Genomic DNA, 19,332 nt, shown 5'->3' on the forward strand with positions numbered 1-19,332 from the left:
CCATGCCCGACCCGCCGGGCTTTTCGACAACACGCCTCAATAATAGGAGCACCAATGCATAAGGTTTTGCTCGCTGTCAGAGTCGTCCAGAAGGGCGAGCTACTTGGTTACTGCAGCCATCAGGTAACCCTTCCTTTCGCCCCCTTCCTTGGCCTTCGTTTTGAGCAAGGAACCAGCTGCACGTTATGGGAAACGATGACAGGATCGGAGCTTGCGCCAGCTGTTGAGAAAGTCATCTATGATCTAGATGAGGAGCAGTTTGTTTGCCTCTTCAATGTGGACATCCCACTGAAGGCTTCCTTTTGGAGAGACGACGTAGATCCGCGGCCTGGATCAGTCAGCGCTATCGGCGAATACTTCCGTCACATGCCAATCCGTGACCGCATCCTAGGCGGCTCCACCGGCAGAGTATTTTACGAGTGAGTTTATGAGCGCACAACTATGACACCACTTACCAATTAACCGCCACCAAGGTGTGGACTGTCACTGACATGGAATTAATATGGAAATATCAACCACAATGCCACCCACTTTATATATTGCAATCGGTGCAATTTTAGCTGCCGTCATCGCGGGCTTCTTCTCTTTCGCAAACCTAGTAAGCTCAAAAGAAAACAAAATATCTGAGTTCCGACTCTCATGGATTGATGGTCTGCGGAACGAGATTGCTGAATATAGTGCAGCACTACAAGAATTGATCAGAGTAGAAAACCTTCGAGAGTACTACAGTGAGTCAACAAAAGCCGAAGTCGAGCTGGAACAACAATGGTTTGAAAACAGTAAAGAGGCCTTCCAGCAGGCAATAAAAACATTATCTTGTATTCAGATGAGATTAAACCCAGAGAGCGTAAAAAATGATCCTGAAAGCTATGAAGCCATTTTAATGCGACACATCACAAATGCACGTAACGAGTTCAACAAAGAGAACTATGAAAACGCTAGCAAATGCTGCATTGATATACGCGACGCAGCATCTCACTTACTGAAATCCACATGGGATACTGTGAAAACAGGAGAGCCCGAGTATCGAAATATACGGAAAAATGCTTGGATCGCTATTAAATGTGGAGTGACTCTATCTGCCGTTTCAAGCATAGTCTTGATCGGCTTGGCCGCAGCCCATTAATTACAAAGTAGATGAGCTACTAGCCTCCCCACTTAGGGATCTATAAGCTAAAAATCAACTTGAGAGCATCCAATGCAAAAAGCCCAGCACGGTACTGGGCGTGGAGCAAGGATCGGGGCACCAAGGAGCTTTTTAGATATAGAATCTGTGACGACTGCTCCATTCGTTCTGACTTCCGAAGCCACGAAAAGCTGCATACCAAAATGGTTCTGACCCGGGAGTCGTGTTCACAATAACATGATCAACTCCTTGCCCCCTCAATTCCACAATCAGCTGCCCTAACGCGTGCGTTCCGATTCCCTTTTTTCGCCAAGCCGGCGCGACGAAGAAGTAAAAAATCTGGCTACTAACCCAGCGAAATGAATAGAACCCCACCACCTCTTTACCATAAAGTATAACGTAGCAGCGCTCACCCTCATCTAATGCATCACTTCTGATCTCGCTAAACCCACAGTCAGGATCGAGCCGCAAAATCTTCTGGGCAGCTAGTTCCTGCTCCCGGCCGGCTTCGGCAAATGTCAAATTGGCCATGTGAATACCCCACATAAAAACAGCTCCGGCTACTCTCATATTTCAGGGAGCAAAATAGTGGCCAGATGCAAAAACTTGCTTCACCTAGGTTTGAGGGAAGACTTTACGACACCTCTTCACCTACTCTGAATAGGCTTCCGTCCTCTCTGTAGCTCACCTCAGACAGCGCTTTCTTCCAAAAATGTGAAGCCTTTTCATTTAGGGAGTGCAGTACGTAGTGCTCATGTCCACGTTTTTTAAGCAAAGACAAAACCTCTCGCGCAGCAGCAACTGAAATCCCATCCTCCCCGCGACACTCAGGCTTAACGAAGAACTTAGAAACCTCAACAGCTACTCCGTCGTCTCCTTGCCAATAACCAAGAAGAACAAAACCGGATTCTTTCCCGTCTGCTTCGATCGTCAAGAGCTCGCTTCGATGAGCGCAGCATTTAGCGTCTTTAAACGAATCTGGATCGCTAAATAGCATCTGCTCTGCACGTGATGCATTCATGCTCTCCTTGAGCTCTATACGCTTCGGCATTCCAATAGCTCCCTAGTCCCAAAAAACCACCATCTTAGACCGTTCAGTATCTTTGATATAGCTGGATGAAATGCCAGTAACTCGCCTGACGATTGGCGTAGTAGCGTTGCGCTTTTAATTACCAAGGAATGGCCATGTCAGTCAGAAGTCTCGTGAAAAATCTACCAGCAGACCCGGATATGCCTGGGTGGGTGATGGGATGGGCCGTGGGTCGTAATGATCCATGGAGCTTTGTTGACATCTACGCCGACAAAAATGTCGCAGAGATCAAGGCTGAGCGACTGGGTGATGGCCACACTGTGAAGTATGGGTCGCATAGGCTAGGAACCGATGACTTTATGGGTGGCGGCGAAGAACCTAGATAGCGACCGCCTGCTTCAAACCAAAATCAATTCTCCCAGGCCCAGATACAAGCGCTGCTTTAAGCCCTGACTTACCGTAGTAGCTGCGGCTGTAACCGCCTTTGCTCTGGCACTTGCCGGAGAATTTCATGCGATCAATCTCGACACCACCATCCAGAATGGCGACTTCGGCTTCAGCGCCGCAGACACCAGCGTCGGTAATGTTGAAAAGGTCGTGAATGGTCAGTAAGTAGCATTGTGCGGTCTGCATGCCCTGCTCCGGCGACCCTGTCGCGTCATGGTTGTTTTGCATCCTTGTGCCTGAGGATCAGGCGCGTTCGGTCATACCAAGGGCCGCCGTAGACGATGATCTCGGACGGCCTGCCGTACAGGTGGTGCAGCAGGAACGGGCCCGGGCCGAAAACACCTGAATCCTCACCAGGCAGCGACGGATCGGTGCCGAGGTAGATCCCTGCATGATTCGGGTGAACCGTACGACCGACTTGCATAACGATCATATCGCCGCGCTGCGGCCGGTCTACGCGAACGAATCCGGCGGCCTCGTAGTGCTGCTCGTACATGCTGGCGTTCTCGGCACTCTCCCACCAGCCGTCGGTGCGCTGGAAGGATTCAAACTCCAGGCCCCATTCGCGCTGGTACCAATCGGAGCAAACCTGCCAGCAGTCCCATGCCCCATGCACGAACGGGCGCTTGAGCAGCGGCGTGCAGCCCGTTGGCGTGATCGTGCGCATATCGCCCTCGGGCCACGACAGAATGTGCCAGGGCCGCGCTGTGGCTTCGCACATCGCCAGGTCGTGCGGTGACGGTCTGCTGGTGGCGTCCGGGTGCGAGTGGACAATGCCGATTACCTCGCCCAGGTCTTCCGCCGCGGCATAATCCTCTGGGTCAAGCCGGAACTCTTCGATCTTGTCCTTGGCGATGTTGCGACATGGGAAGTACTTCTGCGCCCGGCCGACGGCCAACAGCAGGCCGCAGCACTCACGTGGATATTCCGCCGCCGCGTGCGCCTGGATGGCCGCAATGATGTGTTTGCGCATGGTCAGCTCCGGGCGATCAGGGAAACGGCGGGGAATCCGCCGAAGGAGAGTTCGTTGTTCTCGCCGAAGCGCAACTTGCAAGACGACAGACAGCCTTTGCACTGATCCAGCGCCGGGTCATCCGTGGGGTTGTCCTCGTCGTCGAACATGGCCGCGCCGGTGTAGCCACAGTCCGGCCCCCGGTAGCCGTTGGTCATTGCCCAATGGCAGAACGTCGTCATCTGCCGGCCGGGTAGCCCGTGGTTGTCGATCTCGCCAGGGGAAGACAGCTCCCAAATCACTGCCTCACCGTCCTCGCTGGTCTTCTGGTCTATGTACCAGACTTCCAGTGCTTCCTGGGTCGGGTCAGCAGTTGGATTGCCGTCGGGGAAGTTCGCCGCATCCAGGTACTGCGCCAAGGTCTCGCGCACCGTCAGCTTGAACTTCAGCATGTCCTCGAACGCCAGGCACAGCGCGGTGACGCGGCCATTGATGTTTCCCGCTGCGAACGTAGGTCGAGAAGCCGTGCCGTCGCTGCTCGAGGAAATACCCTCAATCTGCACCGGCCATGCTGCGTACTCTTCGCCCTGCCACCAGATCGACTTCGCAGGCAGGTCCTCTTCCGAGTGTTCGTAGGCGAGCAGTTCCTCGGGTGTATGCGGGATGGCGTGACCGTGAAAGCGCAGGTAATCCGCGCCGTACTCGGTTCCGTCAATTTCAAATAGGCGAATCTCGCCGCCGGGCTCCAGTTTCTGGATGTCCGTGATCAGTGCCATGGGCGGTTATCTCAAGGGTGGAAGGTTTGCTGGAAGGTGGCGTTGATGGCGTAGACCTGGCCGCCTCGGTGCACCGGCTTGTAGCCCTTGCACTTGTAGAGCCCAAGCACACCAAGTGGTGGCGTCCAGAGAAAGCCCTTTGCCCCCTTGTGCCGGTCGAGGAACTTCCTGATCTCCAGAATTCGAGATTCCATACCGGTGAAAGTCACCGGCCAGGATTCCGACTGGTTATTCAAACCATCCTCAACCGACTGCTCATATCCGTCGGCGAACTGCTTGGAGCGCACGCGTTGGGTGATATCTCCCTCCGCGCCCTTCTCCGTTGACCAAGTGAATCGTTCGATTGCCATCATCGCCCCTTGATTGCATTGCTGATGACGCCGCCCTGGCCCATGTCCTTGTTGCGCATTTGCTGATACTTCTGCTCAACAAACGTTGCCAGTTCCTTGCCGAACAAGTCGTAACCGGGGGCGTCAGCCGAGGACGAAGCGTTACCCTCGCCGTCGATGTGTACCTCGACATTGATCTGCGTTGCACCTGCACCGCCGCCGCCCATGGCCATAACGCCCAGCTTGCCGCTGGATGTTCGGGTCAGCGGCATGATTGCCTCTTCCCCTGCCTCGCCCATTACACCGGTTTTGCCGTTGGCCATGCCGAACGCCGTAGGCTTGCTGACGATTGAGTTGGTGAAGGCGCCGCCGTCGGCGAACATCTGCACACCGCCCGACCAGGCACCGCCCAAGGCTTGCGGAAAGTAGGAGCCGGAGTAGCCGCCGGCTGAAGCACCCAGATTGGAAGAGCCCGCACCAGCAGACCCGGCCGCCAGTCCGTTGCCACCTGCGGCACTGCCGCCCAAGTAACTCGCCGCAGACCCCACCAGACTGCTCAGCAATGCCGAACTGGCCTGGCGTGTTGCAATGCGCGCCATGTCAGCCAAGATCGATTTTGCAAAGTCCGAGAACGATGCTTTACCGGTCACGGCGAAGTTGACGACTGCGTCTTCCATCGAGCTGAAGGCATTGCCGAACAGGCTTTTCGTCTGGCCGGCGATGTTCCGCGCCGAATCCAGATAGTTGTCCCAAGCCGCTGTCGCACCTTTGGTCCAATCGCCTTGGGCGTTCTCCACATCCGCGTAGTTCTGCCGAATTTGGTCAGTGGCAGCCTTGTTCGCATCTGCGAGCGCCTGCGACTTACGCTTGAACTCTTCTTCCGACATGTTCCGCGATGGGTCGGACTTCTGGTTGGCCAGCTCCAGCGACTGCTGAGCAAACCGGTCTTGCTGGCTGTTCAGCTCGCCGCTGAGCGCGTTCTGGCGGTCACCCTGCCCTACGCCGATCACTGCGCGCTGGCCTGCCAGCTCCAACGCCCTCTGTTGTTGCCCCAGCGCCTGCACGTACGTGCTTATCGCCCGCTCCTGCTTAGCGAGGCGCCCGGTCTCGTTGGTCGCCAGGACTTCAAGCTGACTGTCAGCGTCCTTCTGCGCTTTGACCATCCCTGCGCGCGCGTCAGCGATCTTCTGGTCCAGCTGGATACTTTGCGCGGCCGATGTGGTCTTCTTGCCCTTGGCAGCCTCCAGCGCCGCAATCTCGGCCTCGTAGGCGGCCGTTACCTGGTCCCGTTCGTTGCCGATGAGAGCTTGGCGCCGTTGCAGGTAATCGGCCTCGGAAAGCAGGCCGGCCTTTTGTGCCGCTTCCAGTTCCTTTTGGTAGTTTTTGTAGTCGGCAGCGATGGACGCAAAGTTGTTCTTGGCATCGTTGAATCCAGTGAGGTCTACCTGGGTGCCGGCTGTTTTTGGGTCCTTGTTTTTGTCCTCAAGGCCTTTCAGCAGGGTGTCATAGGCCCCTCCGGAGAACTTGCTACCGTCAAAGTTGACACCGTTGAGCAATGGCGATTTCTGTCCAGTTTTCTCCGCGTTTTCGTACAGTGCCTTGAATTGATCGTTGAGTTTTTTGAGGCCTGCCTGGCGCTTTGCCAGGGGATTCACATTATCAAGCTGAGCGTCGAGCGCCTTCTGAGCCTCGATGGCTTTCTGGTTTGCGTCAGTGACTTCACCAGTCGCAGCCGTCTGAGCGCTACTCGCGGCAAGTCGAGACTTTAGTCCTGCGAGCTTCTTTTCCAGCGCTTCAGTCGAGTCGTCGTGCTCACCGGTGCCCAGGCCAAGTGCGGTGTTGAGCGAGCTGAGGCCATTGGAGATGGCGCCAGCCACCCCGCCGCCCTTGCGCGTATCCAGCACGCGCTGAGTGATCTCAATCTGCTTGGCCAAGTCCGGGAATATCTCCGATCGGACTTCGGCGTATGCGCCCTTGATAGCGGTTTTGATGTTGTCCCAGTCGCGCTCCACATCGGAAAGGGACTCGCGATACGACTTCAGTCGTTGCAGCGCAGCCTGGTTCAAGTCCTCGCTGAGCACATCCAAGGCGCGCTGACTGTCGCCTTGGTCGTCCAGGCCTTTGATCACCTGGTACTGCTCAAGGGTCAGCAGCCCGAACTGGCTGCTGATCTTGCCTGCGGCTTCGGTGGCCGTTTCGCCGGCGGTGGCAAAGGACTTAGCCAGCTCGCCCGCGCCCTGCCCGGTTACTTCACTGACAGCAGCGGCAGCTTCGGCCAGATTACGCATCTGCGTGCCGCTGGTGGCTGCACCAGACGCCAGCGACACGACCGCTTCCCGCGCACCGGACATGTTCCCGGTGATACGGCCGGCACCGTCGGCCATGTCCTTCAGACTGGCAATGGTCTGCCCGGCGCCGTTCGTGCCGCCGTTGATTGCGGCGTTGAATTCGCGCGCCTGCTTCATTGCATCGAAGTATGCGTAGCCCAGTGAGCCAATTACCGCGACTAACAGGCCGGCCGGAATCAACATGCTGGCCATGCTCTTCGCGGAAGCCCCCGCACCAGCACCCAGCTGAGCAATGGCACGCGCCCCGCTCCCAAGATCACCTGATTGCAGGGCGTTGGCGAGTTGCATGACGTTTTCTTGAGCTTGGCGGGTGCCGAGCTTCAGTTTGTCGAATGCGCTATTAGCTTCAGTCAGGCCGGCCCGGTCCTTTCCGATCCTGGCAAGAGCTTCGTTGTATTCTGTGGCGTCTTTCTCGCCAATTCTATGAAGCTCGTTAAGTGCACGCTCTCGTTCTTCCAGTTTCGCCAGCTTGGCAGTTACCGGATCAATGCCGTTAACGGTACGCTTAAGCGCTTCGATGCGACGACCTTCTGCCTCAATCAGTCGCTGCTTCTGTGCCAGCTCTTTCGCTTCTGCCTTTTCCAGTTTGTCATAGGCGGCGGTGATCTTCTCCTGATATTTGACCTGATCGGCACCCTCAACCATCCCGGTTTTACGGGCCCGCTCAAGCGAACCTTCAGCCTGGATGATCTGCTCAATGCTGCCGAGATTGCCCTCCATGGCGCTCTGCAGTTGCTTGATAACAGCAATTTCAGCAGTGGCCGTAACGCCGGTTCGCTGGCTTGCCCCGGCCTGCCGATCCCTGGCAGCAGTGGATTTATCGATGCTTTGAGCAACGTCCGCTTCGGCCTGGGAAACCTTCTTGCCTGTGTTGGCCAGGCCTTCACCTGTTTTGCCCAGGTCATCAATGGCCTTCTGGGCACCTTCCGCCGAATCGACCAGCTTATCCAGATCGTCAGCAGCCTTTGCGGCCTGCGACGACTCAACCGCAATGCCCAGGGAGGCGAAGTTCGTGCTCATTTGGTTTCTCTCTGTTCCGCCATCACCTGCAGGGCTTCAGCCTCCATCCGCCGGAAGTCGCTGAAAATGGTTTGTCGCTGACTGATCGGCACGCCGCACATTCGAATTACGCCGGAGAGAACGCTGTAGTCCATGCCTGTCGCGCCGCACGCACCTGTGCGCCACTGGGTGCTCATGGCTTCGAAGACCTTGAAGGCGTCCCAGTTGTCGGGCCAAATGCCGACTTCCTTGTCGGGTATGTCCTGGCGCGATAAGCCAAAGGCCATCAGATCTGCATCTGACGGCCCTGGCTCATACAGCGCGCGGGAGGCGCTTAGGAGTTTCCCAGGCGGGCCTCGCTGAAGGCTTCTGCATAGGCATTCAGCACGGCTTTGGGGGCGGAGTTGATGGAGTTGACGAGGATGCGCACGTTTTCAGGCGTGAATTCCTCTTCGATATCCCAGCCCACCACCACATCCAGCAGTTGGTCTGCTTGCAGGGCGATCTGGGCGGCGGTGAAAGCTTTGAGGTCCATGTCGCCGACCTGCTTGCCCAGTTCGTCGTGCCGCTCGTTCCAGCCGGTATACAGCTCGGCAAGCGCGGTGCGGTCCAGATACTTGAACTCGAACTCCACCTTTTCAGCGTTGTAGCCGGCGCGCTGGATCATCACCGGTGCCTTGAAGGTCGGCTTTTGGATCAACTTGAACTTGGCCATGGATTACACCGTGGCCGCGTAGCGGGTTGGACGACCGGTCAGGGCGATACTGATGACGCGAGTCATCAAGTTGTTGCGGGACATGGTCGGCGTCGAGGTGATCGACACGTAGCCGTTGTAGATGATGCTGCTGCCGCCAGGAAGGTTGAGTCGGAGCAGGCGAGCCTGCTTGTCGTCATCGGCAGCCTCACAGACCTCCACATAGGGCTTGGAAGGATCATCAGCGACGGTGATGGTCAGCGTGATCGGGTTTTTGGTGGTTGGCATCTGGCGATCATCATCGTCGGCCAGGAAACCAAAGGTCAGAAACTGCTGATCGCCGCCGCTGGAGTTCAGCTCGGTGATTTGCGAAATCTCAGTGAAACCGGTCACCTCCCGAGCCGAGCCAATGCCCGAGCCGGCCGGATACTGCTGAACGTTGACGGTATTCACATTTTCCAGCGCGAAAGTGCCGCTGGCGATCTCGCCGACACGGACGCCACGCCCTTCAAGGCGAGTCCAGCCGGAGTTGACGGCGATAACATCACCTTCGGCCAGGCCATGCGCTGCCGCGGTAGCGACGGCTGGATTGGCGTTGGTCAACGCAGTGAATGGGATCGCAGGGCCGTAGGTGGCTGCAATCTCGAAGGTGGCGCCGTTGGGCATTTGGATGCCGGCCATGGGTGTTTCCTCTTTTCAGAAATGAAAAAACCCGCACAGAGGCGGGTTTCGGGGTTTGCCCAACGGGCTAAATGTTGTTTGTTGCTAATCGACTTTCATATTGCTTCGGACCTCGTCCAAAGGGATGCCGGATTTCGAACCTACGACCACACCGGTAAGGCCACAGCCTGGACAGCAGGCATGCTTATCCTCGTACCACTTTATAATTTCAGTTGGCACAAGCCAAAGACCGCATCCGACGCATAAGCACCGCTCGCTCAAGGCGATTTCTTCGCGATTCCTATAGCAGTGATCCTCTACCCACTCACTTAGATATTGAAGCCGCTGCTTCCTGATTTCGTCCATCGCAGGTATTCCCAAACCAATTCATGAAGGGATTCTACCGCTTAGGATTAGGCGGTGTCGGCTCGGTATTCGAACGACACCGGCACGGTGAAGGTCGGCGGATCGGGGATGCCAGGGCCAGGGTCGACCGGTGACATCGTGACGACGGTGACGCCCGCCTTCGTGTCCCTTGCGTACAGCGGAAACAGTGCGGTCAGCTCGGCTACGAGCGGGTTCGTCTTGGTTTTTCCGGTATTGACCTGAGCCACAATACTGACCTGGTAGACGCCGATGAAAGCTCGATGGTCGCCGGCTAGCGTGCTGCTGGCCGTCTCACCCGGGAGCATGAAAGCCCGCAGATAGGTCTCGCCGTCCGCCGGATCATATTGGACATTCTCGAACACCACCTTGATCGGCTCCGTCCGGGCCTTGCTCCAGGCAATCAGCTTGGCCTCGTAAATTGAAGCGATGATGGCGTGGCTCATACCTGGTTGTTCCTTGTGGCTTCGTCGACGATCTGCTGGAAGCGAGCCAGAGTGATTCGGACCATACCGCCGGGTGCTTGGGTCGAGTGGCCATATTCCAGCGGGATAGAATAAGGAAGGTTATTCACGATGTAGGCTGTTTGCCCCGCTGTCAGGGATTGAACCTGCGCCTTGAGCACGGCGATGCTGACGTTACCGCTGGCATCAATCTGATCAAGCACTCCCTCGGCCGGCGTATCAATCGAAAACTGCCAGTTCCCGCGAAACCGCCCGCCAACGTAGCCCTTGCCTGCCACCAAACCGTTCACGTTGAAGTTCTGGTCGCGCTCGGTCTTGGTCAGGGGTTTGGCGTACTTCACGCCCCTTCGCAACTTGCCGGCTTTGGTGAAGTTCGATTCGTTCAGGTTGATGATCGTGTTGCGCACCGCGACCTTGAAGTCATAGTCATCCGCGGCTCGCTTGTTCGCCTGTCGGTGAACGACGTTCGCAGCCCAGATCTCTGGATTGCCCACCGGTGACATGCGAATGACACTGCTGCCGATCTCGATCACGATCTCGCGGATGGTTGCGTCGATGCCGGCTTGGGCGCGCTCGGCGAAGTCGCGGATGTTCTCGGCAAAGCTGCCGTTCAAATTCGCGTATTTGTTCGTCATGACCGCACCTGCAGCTCATACAGGATCGGCGTGCCGGCGGGATTTACCTCTTTCAGTGGCGGAACGATTGACCAGGTGCGGCCCTGTGCGACCACTTTGTCGAGCAAGCCCGGCACCCAAGACAAGCCCTGCGCGGCGATCTTGAGCTTCTTGTCGCCCTGCTTGATGAGGCTGTTGTTTTGGAATTCTTGGCCGGTGAAGTCGAGCAGGATGCCTTGGGCGATTTGCTCGACGGGCACGCCTGGCGCTTCGCCGCCGAGATCCGGGTCATACTCGCCCGGCTCCGTCTTGCTGAAGGTCACAGGCTGGCCGAACTCTGTGATCATCTCCAGAGCCATCGTGGCCATCTCGTCGTAGAAGGCCATTGACACTCCCTCAAAGTATTAAAGAGCTAACGGCCATAGACCCGATACCAGTGACTGAGTTATAGAACGTTTTCTAAATCAAAGGAGTGAGTCAGTGAAACCACCAAAACAAAACTATTCGCTGGTGAAAGACCAGCAAGCTGTTGACGAACTCACCAAAAGAAATCTGAGAACTTTCGTCTGCCAAGAATATTTGGGGCCAGATACTGATTTTTGGACGGATGCCAATATTAAAAAAGCGATTCAGTCCAACGGTGCCCCCAGCGTCGCGCGAGCATTCATTAGCAAATCAACCGTACACGACCCTTGGTCACCAGCGCAGCGAGAACTGATTTACCTTGAGCGCATGCTCAAAGCAATCTGACTCAAGCGCGTACAGCAAATAGTCCCCTCATCTGCAGATAATCCGCAAACTGCGTAGCGCTGGGTCGATCCGGCGCTGCCGGCAACAGTCGATTGCTGGTTGACGGTATCGCCGCGTACTGCCGCGTCACCGCTCCCTCAACACGATCCAGCAAAACAGCGCCTTTACGCTTCTCCACTGGGTCGATATCGTCCTGATGAATCTCGGCAGCCAGGGCCATCTGGCCGTACTGGATGCGCGCCGGCAGGTAGTTGTTCGGCTTGATCTCCTGATCCAGCAGCACTTCCCGGCGCGGCCAGGAAAGGGCCTGCTCGCTACTGGTCTTGCGCCCCTTCCAGGTCATGCCATCCATCGCCAAGGCGGCCCGGCGCAGCAACGCTTCCTGCTCAGGAACACCTGCGGGGATGACCGTGCCGAACTTCACGGCATACATGGCCAGGTCCTCGGCGCTCGCGTAGCTTTCGGCGTCAGGCTTGCCGGTGCCGTCCTCGATGATGAGTGTCATGCGTCAACTCGCTGGAATGGTTTGTAGATTGGCCGCCGGGTGACCGACAGCCAGCAGTATTACTCCTTGGGCAACTCAGCGACGAGCTTTTCCAAGGATTCTTTCGATGCATTGGCGCGGTACTGCACTTGGGCCTCATCGAGCTTTGCTTTCAGCGCTGCGATTTCACCGACCTCATCAGCCGGGGGCGTGATGAAAGACTTCTTCAGCGCTTCAACCTCGCCACGCAGTGCGTCGACAGTCAAGGCCAGGCCGTCACGTTCAGTGGTCAACTCATCAACCGAAGCATGGATCGTGCCCAGCACGTCAAACAAGCGCAACGACAGGTCGCCGGACTCTGGACGATGGATTTCGCCAGCTTCCAGGCCGTCAACAAGGATCTGAATCGATCCATGCTCAGCACGCAAAGCCGCGATAACCTTTTCCAGTTCGGCTTGGTTGCCCGCACCAACAATCTGCGCCCGCTTGGCTTCCTTCACCGACACATCGATGCCGGCTGCTTCGTACGCATTGACCACGCTCGGCCAATCGCCAATCACCAGCACGCTGGTCACACCCGCTTCAGGCTTATCGAAGTGTTCCGGATTGCGGTAACGCTTCTCCGGGTCGAAGCCGCTCAGCTGGTTGCTGTAAGTCAGTTCCATGTGTTTCTCCAAGGCGGCCATTGCTGACCGCGCGTTGAGTTTGAGGCTTAACCGCCAGTAACAGGAGGCGTTGCGGTCAGCGTGATCATCACGCCGGCGGTGACTTTGTTGCTGCCCGCATGCTTGACCCAGTTGGCAGCGGAGCCGACGGCAGCAAGGGTTGGGTTGGAACCGCCAGTTGTGGCTTTCCAGCTATAACCCAGCACATCGATGTTCACGGTGCCTTCCGCGCGGTAGCCGATGCTCAGGTTTTCTTCGTCGTTCACTTCGTAGGAACGGAAGCCCGGCGCCTGCGACTCGGTGATGGTTACGGCGTTTGGCAGCAGGCCGAAGATCACATCCGCCGGCGCGGTGTCGGTCACCAGCACAGGCTTGCCCAGAGTGCCCGGCAGGCCGCCGTAGATCACGACGCCAGCTTCTTCGTAGATCTTGTTGGTGATGGCTTCGTCGACGATGTCGAAGTAGGCGCTGGAGTGCATGACCCACAGAGCAATACGGCCGAACTTGTCGCCGAACTTGCGCATACCGCGAGTCAGCGTCTTCTTCCCATCGGTTTCGATGTTAGCCGAGACCACCATGTCAGCGTTGGAGCCGATGGCCGCACGCAGGCCAGCAGTTGCGTACTGGATGAAGCCTTCCAGGGTCGCATCAGCAACGTCGGCACCGACGATCTGGGAGAACTCCTCGACCGGACGACCGCGGCGCTTGAACGCCTCTTCGGTGGTCTGGTACGGGCCGTACTTCCAGGGAGCCTTGACGCCGACGGCTTCGCCGGCGCTGATCTTCTTGGCAGTTACCTTGCCGTCAGAGTTGACGTCGCGGTGCTCCAGAGAGCCGTTCAGCTTGTAGAGCGCGCGTTTGCGGAAGTCGCCTTCGATCAGCTCGTTGTCCAGCACCATCGCGCCATTGGACGATGCGTTGAACACATCCAGGTTGTCCTGGACACGCTCCAGGTATGCGGTTTGCGCCTCATCGTTGTAGATGATCAGGTCGCTGTTAACGGTTGTAGCCATGGGTCAATCCCCTTACTTGGGCAATGCGAGATATGCGGTTTGGCCGTGCTTGCGCTGAAAATCGCGCTTCTGCTCGGAGGTCATTTCGGAGCGCTTGAATGCAGCCTTGCCGCCACCCCCGCCCGGGGCAAATGTCCCTGAAGCCCTTGGCCACAGATGAGGTGCGCTTTCGCGCAGAGATTCCGCCCATTCGAGCGGAGTCAAAGGGGTTTTGCCGTCCTTACCGAGGATGACCTGGCCGGATTCATCAACGGCGACTGCATCGCCATCTTCGTTAAGGGTAAACACGCCTTTAGCGCGCAGGATGATGTCGTCGGTTGCTTCCGGCAGAGCGCCGGCTTTCAGCGCTGCACCGCGCACCGAGTCACCCAGGACTTTGCCCTGGAACTTGGCAGCGAAGGACTCAGCCTTCTCGGCGCGCTCGCTGATGGTCTTCAGCTGCTTGTCGTAGTCACCACGCAGGCGCTCGGTACGACGATTGAAGACCTCATCCACCTTGCCTTCGGTCAGCAGCTTGGTTTCTTCGTCCTGGCCGGCACGACTCAGCAGGCCTTTGACGGCGTCGATATCGATGCCCTCAAACTGGGTTTCGAACTGGGTCAGTTTGCCGGAGGCTTCCTTCAGCTTGCCCAGCAGTTCCGAGTTCTTGGTTTTCAAGCCGGAAACGGATGCTTCAACGGCAGTCGCGATAGCGGCCTTGATTGCCGGGTTTTCCAGGTCGATTTCGTTTTCTTCTGCCACGGTGACGCACCCCTTGGGTATGTTTTGCCCGCTTTGCAGGCATAAAAAAACCCGCCGAAGCGGGTTGGTATGACTTGACTATTTAATACCCGAGCACTTGGATCGTCTTGATTTGATCACTACTCAAAAAGTTCGCGTATGCATCAGCAAGCTCTGCATGAACACTATCCTTATAGATCCCAACAACAGTATCTGGTCCGATTTTCAAACGAGTTCGCGGATATATCTCAACTGAGAGAATTGCCCTATGCGCATAGAGCCCTCCTGAGCGCCGGGCTACGCAAACAGCCTGTATCGCCTCCGCTAGGTTAGCGGCTGTCATATTCACCCTGAAACTCTGATGCCGCCGGATGAATAACAATGCTTTCATCGCCAATGAAGCATCACCAGAATTGATAATCGTCTGAGCTTCCAGATGTTTTAACCTTCCAAAAACCACTTGGACGATAGGAAGATATTCCAGGTATACGGTTGAGCGTCTCGGCGCGATCCCCCTAGGGTCGGAGATCATCAAGAGAGCGACATTAATAAGGTTGTTATGCTGGCTAGAAGTCAAATTACTGAACACAGAACATTCCCTTGCTGAAACTACTCCGTTCAAGCTTAAGAATTTGGCCATTCAGTTACAACCCCGCACGTTCAAACGCCAACGGCTCAAGCGCTTTCATCTGCGCCAGAGTCAGCGGCGCAAAGTTGCGATCAAGCTGCAGCTCAGTGAAGCGCTCGACAGTCAGCCCGCCCTCCCGGAACAGCTTGGCTCGGACGGGGCCGATGGCGACGTCCTGGAACGAGGATGGCTGCTGCTGGAGCCAGTGGTAGTAATCGAGTTCAGCACTCACCTGCTGCCCGCCGTCAGCACCCACCGAAGCCCGCGTAGCGCCCTTGGCGAACATCGCACTGAGCTTGGTCAGCAAAATGAAGGTGGTTCGGCAGTTTGGGTGAAACGGCGGCCTTGGGCCGGAATCCACCGGAAACTTGCGCTTGTCCATCGAGCGACATTGCTGACTGGTCTTGCTGTCCAGCGTGGCCACCATCTGGATCTCTTCAACGATATCCGTGTTGAACTTGGCCACCTCCATGCGCGCCTGGGACGACACATGCTGAATAGCGGTGTGCACGACCGTGCTGGCATTGCGGTTGGTGGTGGCCAGGATGCCGTCCTTGTAGCCAGCCGCCTTCGTGCCGCGGATGTTGCGAATGACCTGGAAGTTCGTCTGCCCTTCGAAGAAACCCTGCCGGATCTTGCCCGTGACCCGCTCGCGCTCGGCGCTGGTCCAGCCCTTGATGAATGACTTCAGCAGCTTCCCGCCGCCAGTACCGCGCACGCTGAGTGGATTCGTCAGCACCGCGCTGCGAATTGCAGCAGCCGTGGGCGCCACCACATCGAGCGACACGCCAACCGGCGCTGATCGGGCAAGACTGGTCACCTCGAACTCAGCCTCGTAATTGGCGATGTCCACCAAGTCGAGGTTCAACTGCGCGCTATATCGGTCGAAGATGCCCAGCAACAGGCTGTCGACCTCCTTCAGCAACGCTTCCAGGCGCTTCGTGTTGTACTCGGTCAGGTCTGACTGGGTGAGCCGGTCACGGATCGAACGATCAATCTCCTTGAGGAAGGGAGCAAACTTGCCCGCCTCCCCAGCCTTCAGCTTTTCGAGAAAGACCGCGTGCCGGATCGTGGCATCAAGTACTGCCGGATTGACCGCCATTTGGTTTGTCCTCGTCGTCCAGGCCCAGGCCGTCGCCCTGCTCTTCCAGTTCGCCGTCAATCTGTTGGTCAGTACGTTCTGGTGCGATCAAGCCGAGCTTGCGCAGGTATGCCCGAAGGTCAGCTTTCGCAAACCCGCCGTTCTGCCACAAGCCAACCAAGGCCGTGATCATCTGCGGATCGGCCGTGAGCTCTACGAACTCTTGGTTGACCTGGTAGGCGACCTTCTTGTCAGCGATACCCATGTAGGCGCAGCACCACATGATCGCCCGGGTGTAGGCCTCGCTGACGTTTGCCACGCAGCCTGCCAGAACCGAAGTGGATGCCGATTGATCGCCGCGGGACTCCGTAGCGGTCTTGGCGGCCAGAGATGCCACCACCATCCGGGCGCCCAGCTCGATCATCATCTGGTTCTTGTCGTTCATTGCCTCCTTGACCAACGTATTCGGCAATGGCTGCGCGTAACCGAACTGGCCGCCGGCTGGCAGCATCATTGGCGCCCTGGAGCCGACGTAGACGCCGTTCTTCTCCATCCAGTCGCGCCATTGCTCATCCAAACCACTGATCCACGGCTGGGCCTGGCCACACCAGAAGACGCTGTCTTCGTAATCGGCACTGTTCCGGTAATGGCCCAGGTTGATCATGGCGATGTCGTACAGCGGCGACTCGTCGATGCTTGGGTCGTTGTTCTGTGCGCCGACGAAGGTGAAAGGGATCTCCTTGAGGCGACCGGTGACGCCTTCCGGCCTGAACTCTTCGATGACCGCCAGCGGCCCGCCACCTTTCGGACCGGACCGGCGCCAGACCCGGCACACAAAGCCGTCGTCCTCCAACGCAAGTTCCCGGTACTGCTCAGCTGTCTTGTAGCCGAACCCTTCAGGGATCTCCGGCGACTCGCGCAGCACCACCAGCGTCAGCACGCTGTGACCGTTCACCATGCCCGTGCGCCAGTTGATGATGTCTTCGGCGCAATAGGACAGGATCACCGAGTGGCCTCCAATGCCATCGTCTTGGTGATAGTCGACGTACAGACCGTGGCGACCTGCTTCAAGCACCTTCTCAAGCGTACCCTGTGAGTGCTGGTAAATGCTCACCCCAGATCCGTTGGCATTGTCCTGCAGGTACTCCAGCTTCTTCGGCACCGTCAGTGTCGGATCTTTGTGGAAAGCTAAACCCAGCAGCCCGTTACGGGTGTGCCCGGTGGCGTTCTTGAACACCGCCCTCTCGCGGTAAGCCCGGTTCCGGTCTTCGTTCTCCGGCGACTTGTCGTGCGCATTGATGTACGGCAGCCGATCGACAACCCGGTGCTGGCCCGCGCAAACGTCGCGAACGGTTGCCCAACGGTCCAGTACTGCCGTGTATTCCGCCCGCTTGAAGGAGACGTCGTTGCTCATCGGGCGTATCCCATTTTGATAGCGGTGACCGGTTTTATGATCGGGTACTCGCGGTGGATGAAGTAGCCGCCGGCGTCGTTCGCGTGATCAATGCCGGCGGTTTTGTCTGGCTCCCCATTCGCACCCCACACCTGTTGTTCCAGGCCATCGGCATAGGTCGGACAGGTAAGCGAATTGATCAGGTAGCGGCGCTCGCCCTGCGCATTGCAGAAGACGGCGTTCATTGCGTTGATTCGGTCCTTCACCGGCGGGTTGGCCGCTGGAGCAATGACAGCGAACCCGGCCTGCTTGAGCATCGCCAGATCGGTGATGCTGGCATTCACAGACTTGCGCGAATCGCCCGAGGCATCCGGGTAGATCCTGATCTCGCAGGTCTTCTTGTAGTCATTGCCGTCGTGCTGCCAGTAGCGCTCTTTGATGCGGCGGATCATGTCGGGCGTGCCGTAGCCGTCGATCAGCTCATCCACGGCCCGGGGCAACCCCTGTTCGCGCTTAACGTGGGTAATCGCCGCCATCTTGCCGACGTTGAAGTCCATCCCGATGAACAGCGGCTCGCCAGGCTGAACGGTGTCGAAGCATCCGTTGAGCTTGCGGTCGTAGGCGGTGTAGATCGTGCCGGACGTCAGGTTTACGAACTGGCCTTTGAGGTACGCCATAATCAGCTGAGGTGGATACGACTCCATCAGCGAGGCGATGTAGTCATCCGGCAGGTTCAACTCGTTGTCGAACGTGCTGGCCTGCACCAGGCCGTACATCTCGTTCAGCGAAGGCTTATCGCGCAACTGCTTCACGAACTGCAGGAAGACGAACTTGAAGCCCTCCGGTGTCGTGGTAACGTCCACTCCGTTCTTCAACCCGGGCAGGTTGTAACGCATCCGGGCAATGATCTTGCGCCAGGCCTGCTGAGCCTTGACCGCGGTCAGCACGTCCAGCTCATCCACCAGGGCATGGCCGATCTTGAAACCAACAATCGTCTGCGGCTTCTCCATCGACCGGCAAATCACAGTGCCGCGGTACTGCCGGCCACTGTAGATGTGAACTTCGTGGTTCGCCTGGTTGATCTTGGTCTTCAGCCCCCAGTCGTAGGCCACCTCATCCATCGTCGGATAGAAAATGTCCCGGATCTGCGGGTAAGTCGGTGCAAAGTAACCAGCGTTGACGCCAGGCCACTCCATGAAATGTTTGCTGAGTGCCGAACAACCCACCCAGGTCTTGCCTGAGCCAAACCCGGCAACGAATGCACGAAACTTGTGGGGCAGTGTGAGGAACTGAGCCTGCGGAACGTTAAGGCTCGGCATTCGGCTTCCTCGCATCCACCACGTCGACCTGAATGCGGGTCGGGATCACCGGTTCATCGCCAGCCTCTTCTTTCCGTGCCCGGTTGACGTAGATGTCGCCGGTTTCTTTCGCGGCCTGCTCGAGGATCTGCATGGCCAAGCCGATGTTCTTCATTGACTCGGCCTTCTCCACAAAGCGGTTCATGGCGCGGAGGCGAAAGGCGCGGTTGGCGATCGGTATCTCTGCGGTCTCTTCGCGGAATCGCTTGCGGGTATCTTGAAACAAAATCTTCCACTTGATGGCTAACTTGCTACCTGCAATCTTCGTTGGGTCATACTGAGCGACTTGTGAGCGGTGTATTACCAAACCAAATTCGTCCTTTACCGCATCGACCACCTGCGTCGGTGTGTCAAAGCACGCTAACGCCTTGACGATGAAGCGTTTTACGCCATCTGTCAGCGTTGCCATAAATGCGA

General features: G+C 57.3%; 25 protein-coding genes. 3 read left to right on the forward strand and 22 right to left on the reverse strand.

Going from position 1 to position 19,332, the window contains the following annotated elements:
* The first annotated feature begins 54 nt into the window (after positions 1-54).
* Entirely contained in the window at positions 55-423 is a 369-nt protein-coding gene (locus tag HX783_RS02305) for a hypothetical protein (protein ID WP_177015812.1), read from the forward strand.
* 79 nt (positions 424-502) lie between these two features.
* Entirely contained in the window at positions 503-1,126 is a 624-nt protein-coding gene (locus tag HX783_RS02310; protein ID WP_177015813.1) for a hypothetical protein, read from the forward strand.
* A gap of 132 nt (positions 1,127-1,258) precedes the next feature.
* On the opposite strand, the gene HX783_RS02315 is transcribed toward HX783_RS02310, so the two are convergent.
* The 13 genes from HX783_RS02315 to HX783_RS02375 form a co-directional block, all read right to left on the reverse strand.
* Positions 1,259-1,657 carry a GNAT family N-acetyltransferase gene (locus HX783_RS02315; RefSeq protein WP_177015814.1) on the reverse strand — a complete coding sequence of 133 codons (399 nt, stop codon included), beginning with the start codon at positions 1,655-1,657 and terminating at the stop codon, positions 1,259-1,261.
* 103 nt (positions 1,658-1,760) lie between these two features.
* Positions 1,761-2,177 (reverse strand): GNAT family N-acetyltransferase, encoded by a 417-nt coding sequence (locus HX783_RS02320; protein ID WP_177015815.1) that lies wholly within the window; start codon positions 2,175-2,177, stop codon positions 1,761-1,763.
* Between the two features lie 357 nt (positions 2,178-2,534).
* The gene (locus tag HX783_RS02325) at positions 2,535-2,789 is read right to left on the reverse strand and encodes a hypothetical protein (RefSeq protein ID WP_177015816.1); all 255 of its coding nucleotides are present in this window, start codon (positions 2,787-2,789) and stop codon (positions 2,535-2,537) included.
* A 25-nt stretch (positions 2,790-2,814) separates the two neighbouring features.
* Positions 2,815-3,576 carry a C40 family peptidase gene (locus HX783_RS02330; protein WP_177015817.1) on the reverse strand — a complete coding sequence of 254 codons (762 nt, stop codon included), beginning with the start codon at positions 3,574-3,576 and terminating at the stop codon, positions 2,815-2,817.
* Between the two features lie 2 nt (positions 3,577-3,578).
* Positions 3,579-4,331 (reverse strand): phage minor tail protein L, encoded by a 753-nt coding sequence (locus HX783_RS02335; protein WP_177015818.1) that lies wholly within the window; start codon positions 4,329-4,331, stop codon positions 3,579-3,581.
* Between the two features lie 11 nt (positions 4,332-4,342).
* Positions 4,343-4,681 (reverse strand): phage tail protein, encoded by a 339-nt coding sequence (locus HX783_RS02340; protein WP_177015819.1) that lies wholly within the window; start codon positions 4,679-4,681, stop codon positions 4,343-4,345.
* On the reverse strand, positions 4,681-8,028 hold the full coding sequence (locus HX783_RS02345) for a phage tail tape measure protein (protein ID WP_177015820.1): 3,348 nt from the start codon (positions 8,026-8,028) through the stop codon (positions 4,681-4,683). Before HX783_RS02345 ends, HX783_RS02340 begins: the two co-directional genes overlap by 1 nt.
* On the reverse strand, positions 8,025-8,294 hold the full coding sequence (locus tag HX783_RS02350) for a DUF1799 domain-containing protein (protein WP_177015821.1): 270 nt from the start codon (positions 8,292-8,294) through the stop codon (positions 8,025-8,027). Before HX783_RS02350 ends, HX783_RS02345 begins: the two co-directional genes overlap by 4 nt.
* A 47-nt stretch (positions 8,295-8,341) precedes the next feature.
* Positions 8,342-8,722: a phage tail assembly chaperone gene (locus HX783_RS02355; RefSeq protein ID WP_032877397.1), complete on the reverse strand. Its 381-nt coding sequence runs from the start codon at positions 8,720-8,722 to the stop codon at positions 8,342-8,344.
* A gap of 3 nt (positions 8,723-8,725) precedes the next feature.
* Entirely contained in the window at positions 8,726-9,382 is a 657-nt protein-coding gene (locus HX783_RS02360; protein ID WP_177015822.1) for a phage tail protein, read from the reverse strand.
* A gap of 392 nt (positions 9,383-9,774) precedes the next feature.
* Positions 9,775-10,191 (reverse strand): phage tail terminator-like protein, encoded by a 417-nt coding sequence (locus HX783_RS02365; protein ID WP_177015823.1) that lies wholly within the window; start codon positions 10,189-10,191, stop codon positions 9,775-9,777.
* Complete coding sequence (locus HX783_RS02370; protein WP_177015824.1) at positions 10,188-10,844, reverse strand: hypothetical protein; 657 nt, start codon at positions 10,842-10,844, stop codon at positions 10,188-10,190. Before HX783_RS02370 ends, HX783_RS02365 begins: the two co-directional genes overlap by 4 nt.
* Positions 10,841-11,209: a hypothetical protein gene (locus HX783_RS02375; protein WP_177015825.1), complete on the reverse strand. Its 369-nt coding sequence runs from the start codon at positions 11,207-11,209 to the stop codon at positions 10,841-10,843. Before HX783_RS02375 ends, HX783_RS02370 begins: the two co-directional genes overlap by 4 nt.
* A gap of 94 nt (positions 11,210-11,303) precedes the next feature.
* Here HX783_RS02375 and HX783_RS02380 point away from each other — a divergent pair, with 94 nt between their 5' ends.
* Positions 11,304-11,573, forward strand: coding sequence for a hypothetical protein (locus HX783_RS02380; RefSeq protein WP_177015826.1), 270 nt, complete (start codon positions 11,304-11,306; stop codon positions 11,571-11,573).
* Position 11,574: 1 nt separating this feature from the next.
* On the opposite strand, the gene HX783_RS02385 is transcribed toward HX783_RS02380, so the two are convergent.
* The 9 genes from HX783_RS02385 to HX783_RS02425 all read right to left on the reverse strand — a co-directional run bounded on the left by HX783_RS02385 (position 11,575) and on the right by HX783_RS02425 (position 19,324).
* A complete protein-coding gene (locus tag HX783_RS02385) occupies positions 11,575-12,078 on the reverse strand; it encodes a DnaT-like ssDNA-binding protein (RefSeq protein ID WP_177015827.1) in 504 nt (167 codons plus the stop codon).
* Between the two features lie 59 nt (positions 12,079-12,137).
* Positions 12,138-12,722 carry a hypothetical protein gene (locus HX783_RS02390; RefSeq protein WP_177015828.1) on the reverse strand — a complete coding sequence of 195 codons (585 nt, stop codon included), beginning with the start codon at positions 12,720-12,722 and terminating at the stop codon, positions 12,138-12,140.
* A gap of 47 nt (positions 12,723-12,769) precedes the next feature.
* Positions 12,770-13,735, reverse strand: coding sequence for a major capsid protein (locus HX783_RS02395; protein ID WP_042572010.1), 966 nt, complete (start codon positions 13,733-13,735; stop codon positions 12,770-12,772).
* Between the two features lie 12 nt (positions 13,736-13,747).
* Positions 13,748-14,476: a hypothetical protein gene (locus tag HX783_RS02400; protein WP_177015829.1), complete on the reverse strand. Its 729-nt coding sequence runs from the start codon at positions 14,474-14,476 to the stop codon at positions 13,748-13,750.
* Positions 14,477-14,558: 82 nt separating this feature from the next.
* Positions 14,559-15,044 (reverse strand): hypothetical protein, encoded by a 486-nt coding sequence (locus tag HX783_RS02405; RefSeq protein ID WP_177015830.1) that lies wholly within the window; start codon positions 15,042-15,044, stop codon positions 14,559-14,561.
* Between the two features lie 55 nt (positions 15,045-15,099).
* Positions 15,100-16,185, reverse strand: coding sequence for a minor capsid protein (locus HX783_RS02410; RefSeq protein WP_177015831.1), 1,086 nt, complete (start codon positions 16,183-16,185; stop codon positions 15,100-15,102).
* Entirely contained in the window at positions 16,160-17,578 is a 1,419-nt protein-coding gene (locus HX783_RS02415; protein WP_177015832.1) for a DUF4055 domain-containing protein, read from the reverse strand. Before HX783_RS02415 ends, HX783_RS02410 begins: the two co-directional genes overlap by 26 nt.
* Positions 17,575-18,876: a terminase large subunit domain-containing protein gene (locus tag HX783_RS02420; RefSeq protein ID WP_177015833.1), complete on the reverse strand. Its 1,302-nt coding sequence runs from the start codon at positions 18,874-18,876 to the stop codon at positions 17,575-17,577. Before HX783_RS02420 ends, HX783_RS02415 begins: the two co-directional genes overlap by 4 nt.
* The gene (locus tag HX783_RS02425) at positions 18,863-19,324 is read right to left on the reverse strand and encodes a DUF2280 domain-containing protein (protein WP_177015834.1); all 462 of its coding nucleotides are present in this window, start codon (positions 19,322-19,324) and stop codon (positions 18,863-18,865) included. The genes HX783_RS02420 and HX783_RS02425 overlap by 14 nt, the downstream gene beginning before the upstream one ends.
* Between the last annotated feature and the right edge of the window lie 8 nt (positions 19,325-19,332).

Origin of the sequence: Pseudomonas sp. D2002 (assembly GCF_013385735.1) — a bacterium.
Lineage (GTDB): Bacteria > Pseudomonadota > Gammaproteobacteria > Pseudomonadales > Pseudomonadaceae > Aquipseudomonas.

Bases quoted from the DNA above. Each gene is read 5' to 3' on its own strand.
- HX783_RS02340 (WP_177015819.1), bottom strand. From the start codon at position 4,681: ATGGCAATCGAACGATTCACTTGGTCAACGGAGAAGGGCGCGGAGGGA.
- HX783_RS02415 (WP_177015832.1), bottom strand. From the start codon at position 17,578: ATGAGCAACGACGTCTCCTTCAAGCGGGCGGAATACACGGCAGTACTG.
- HX783_RS02305 (WP_177015812.1), top strand. From the start codon at position 55: ATGCATAAGGTTTTGCTCGCTGTCAGAGTCGTCCAGAAGGGCGAGCTA.
- HX783_RS02370 (WP_177015824.1), bottom strand. From the start codon at position 10,844: ATGACGAACAAATACGCGAATTTGAACGGCAGCTTTGCCGAGAACATC.
- HX783_RS02335 (WP_177015818.1), bottom strand. From the start codon at position 4,331: ATGGCACTGATCACGGACATCCAGAAACTGGAGCCCGGCGGCGAGATT.
- HX783_RS02320 (WP_177015815.1), bottom strand. From the start codon at position 2,177: ATGCCGAAGCGTATAGAGCTCAAGGAGAGCATGAATGCATCACGTGCA.
- HX783_RS02410 (WP_177015831.1), bottom strand. From the start codon at position 16,185: ATGGCGGTCAATCCGGCAGTACTTGATGCCACGATCCGGCACGCGGTC.
- HX783_RS02315 (WP_177015814.1), bottom strand. From the start codon at position 1,657: ATGGCCAATTTGACATTTGCCGAAGCCGGCCGGGAGCAGGAACTAGCT.
- HX783_RS02385 (WP_177015827.1), bottom strand. From the start codon at position 12,078: ATGACACTCATCATCGAGGACGGCACCGGCAAGCCTGACGCCGAAAGC.
- HX783_RS02395 (WP_042572010.1), bottom strand. From the start codon at position 13,735: ATGGCTACAACCGTTAACAGCGACCTGATCATCTACAACGATGAGGCG.
- HX783_RS02420 (WP_177015833.1), bottom strand. From the start codon at position 18,876: ATGCCGAGCCTTAACGTTCCGCAGGCTCAGTTCCTCACACTGCCCCAC.
- HX783_RS02390 (WP_177015828.1), bottom strand. From the start codon at position 12,722: ATGGAACTGACTTACAGCAACCAGCTGAGCGGCTTCGACCCGGAGAAG.
- HX783_RS02350 (WP_177015821.1), bottom strand. From the start codon at position 8,294: ATGGCCTTTGGCTTATCGCGCCAGGACATACCCGACAAGGAAGTCGGC.
- HX783_RS02375 (WP_177015825.1), bottom strand. From the start codon at position 11,209: ATGGCCTTCTACGACGAGATGGCCACGATGGCTCTGGAGATGATCACA.
- HX783_RS02360 (WP_177015822.1), bottom strand. From the start codon at position 9,382: ATGGCCGGCATCCAAATGCCCAACGGCGCCACCTTCGAGATTGCAGCC.
- HX783_RS02355 (WP_032877397.1), bottom strand. From the start codon at position 8,722: ATGGCCAAGTTCAAGTTGATCCAAAAGCCGACCTTCAAGGCACCGGTG.
- HX783_RS02425 (WP_177015834.1), bottom strand. From the start codon at position 19,324: ATGGCAACGCTGACAGATGGCGTAAAACGCTTCATCGTCAAGGCGTTA.
- HX783_RS02310 (WP_177015813.1), top strand. From the start codon at position 503: ATGGAAATATCAACCACAATGCCACCCACTTTATATATTGCAATCGGT.
- HX783_RS02365 (WP_177015823.1), bottom strand. From the start codon at position 10,191: ATGAGCCACGCCATCATCGCTTCAATTTACGAGGCCAAGCTGATTGCC.
- HX783_RS02330 (WP_177015817.1), bottom strand. From the start codon at position 3,576: ATGCGCAAACACATCATTGCGGCCATCCAGGCGCACGCGGCGGCGGAA.
- HX783_RS02345 (WP_177015820.1), bottom strand. From the start codon at position 8,028: ATGAGCACGAACTTCGCCTCCCTGGGCATTGCGGTTGAGTCGTCGCAG.
- HX783_RS02325 (WP_177015816.1), bottom strand. From the start codon at position 2,789: ATGCAGACCGCACAATGCTACTTACTGACCATTCACGACCTTTTCAAC.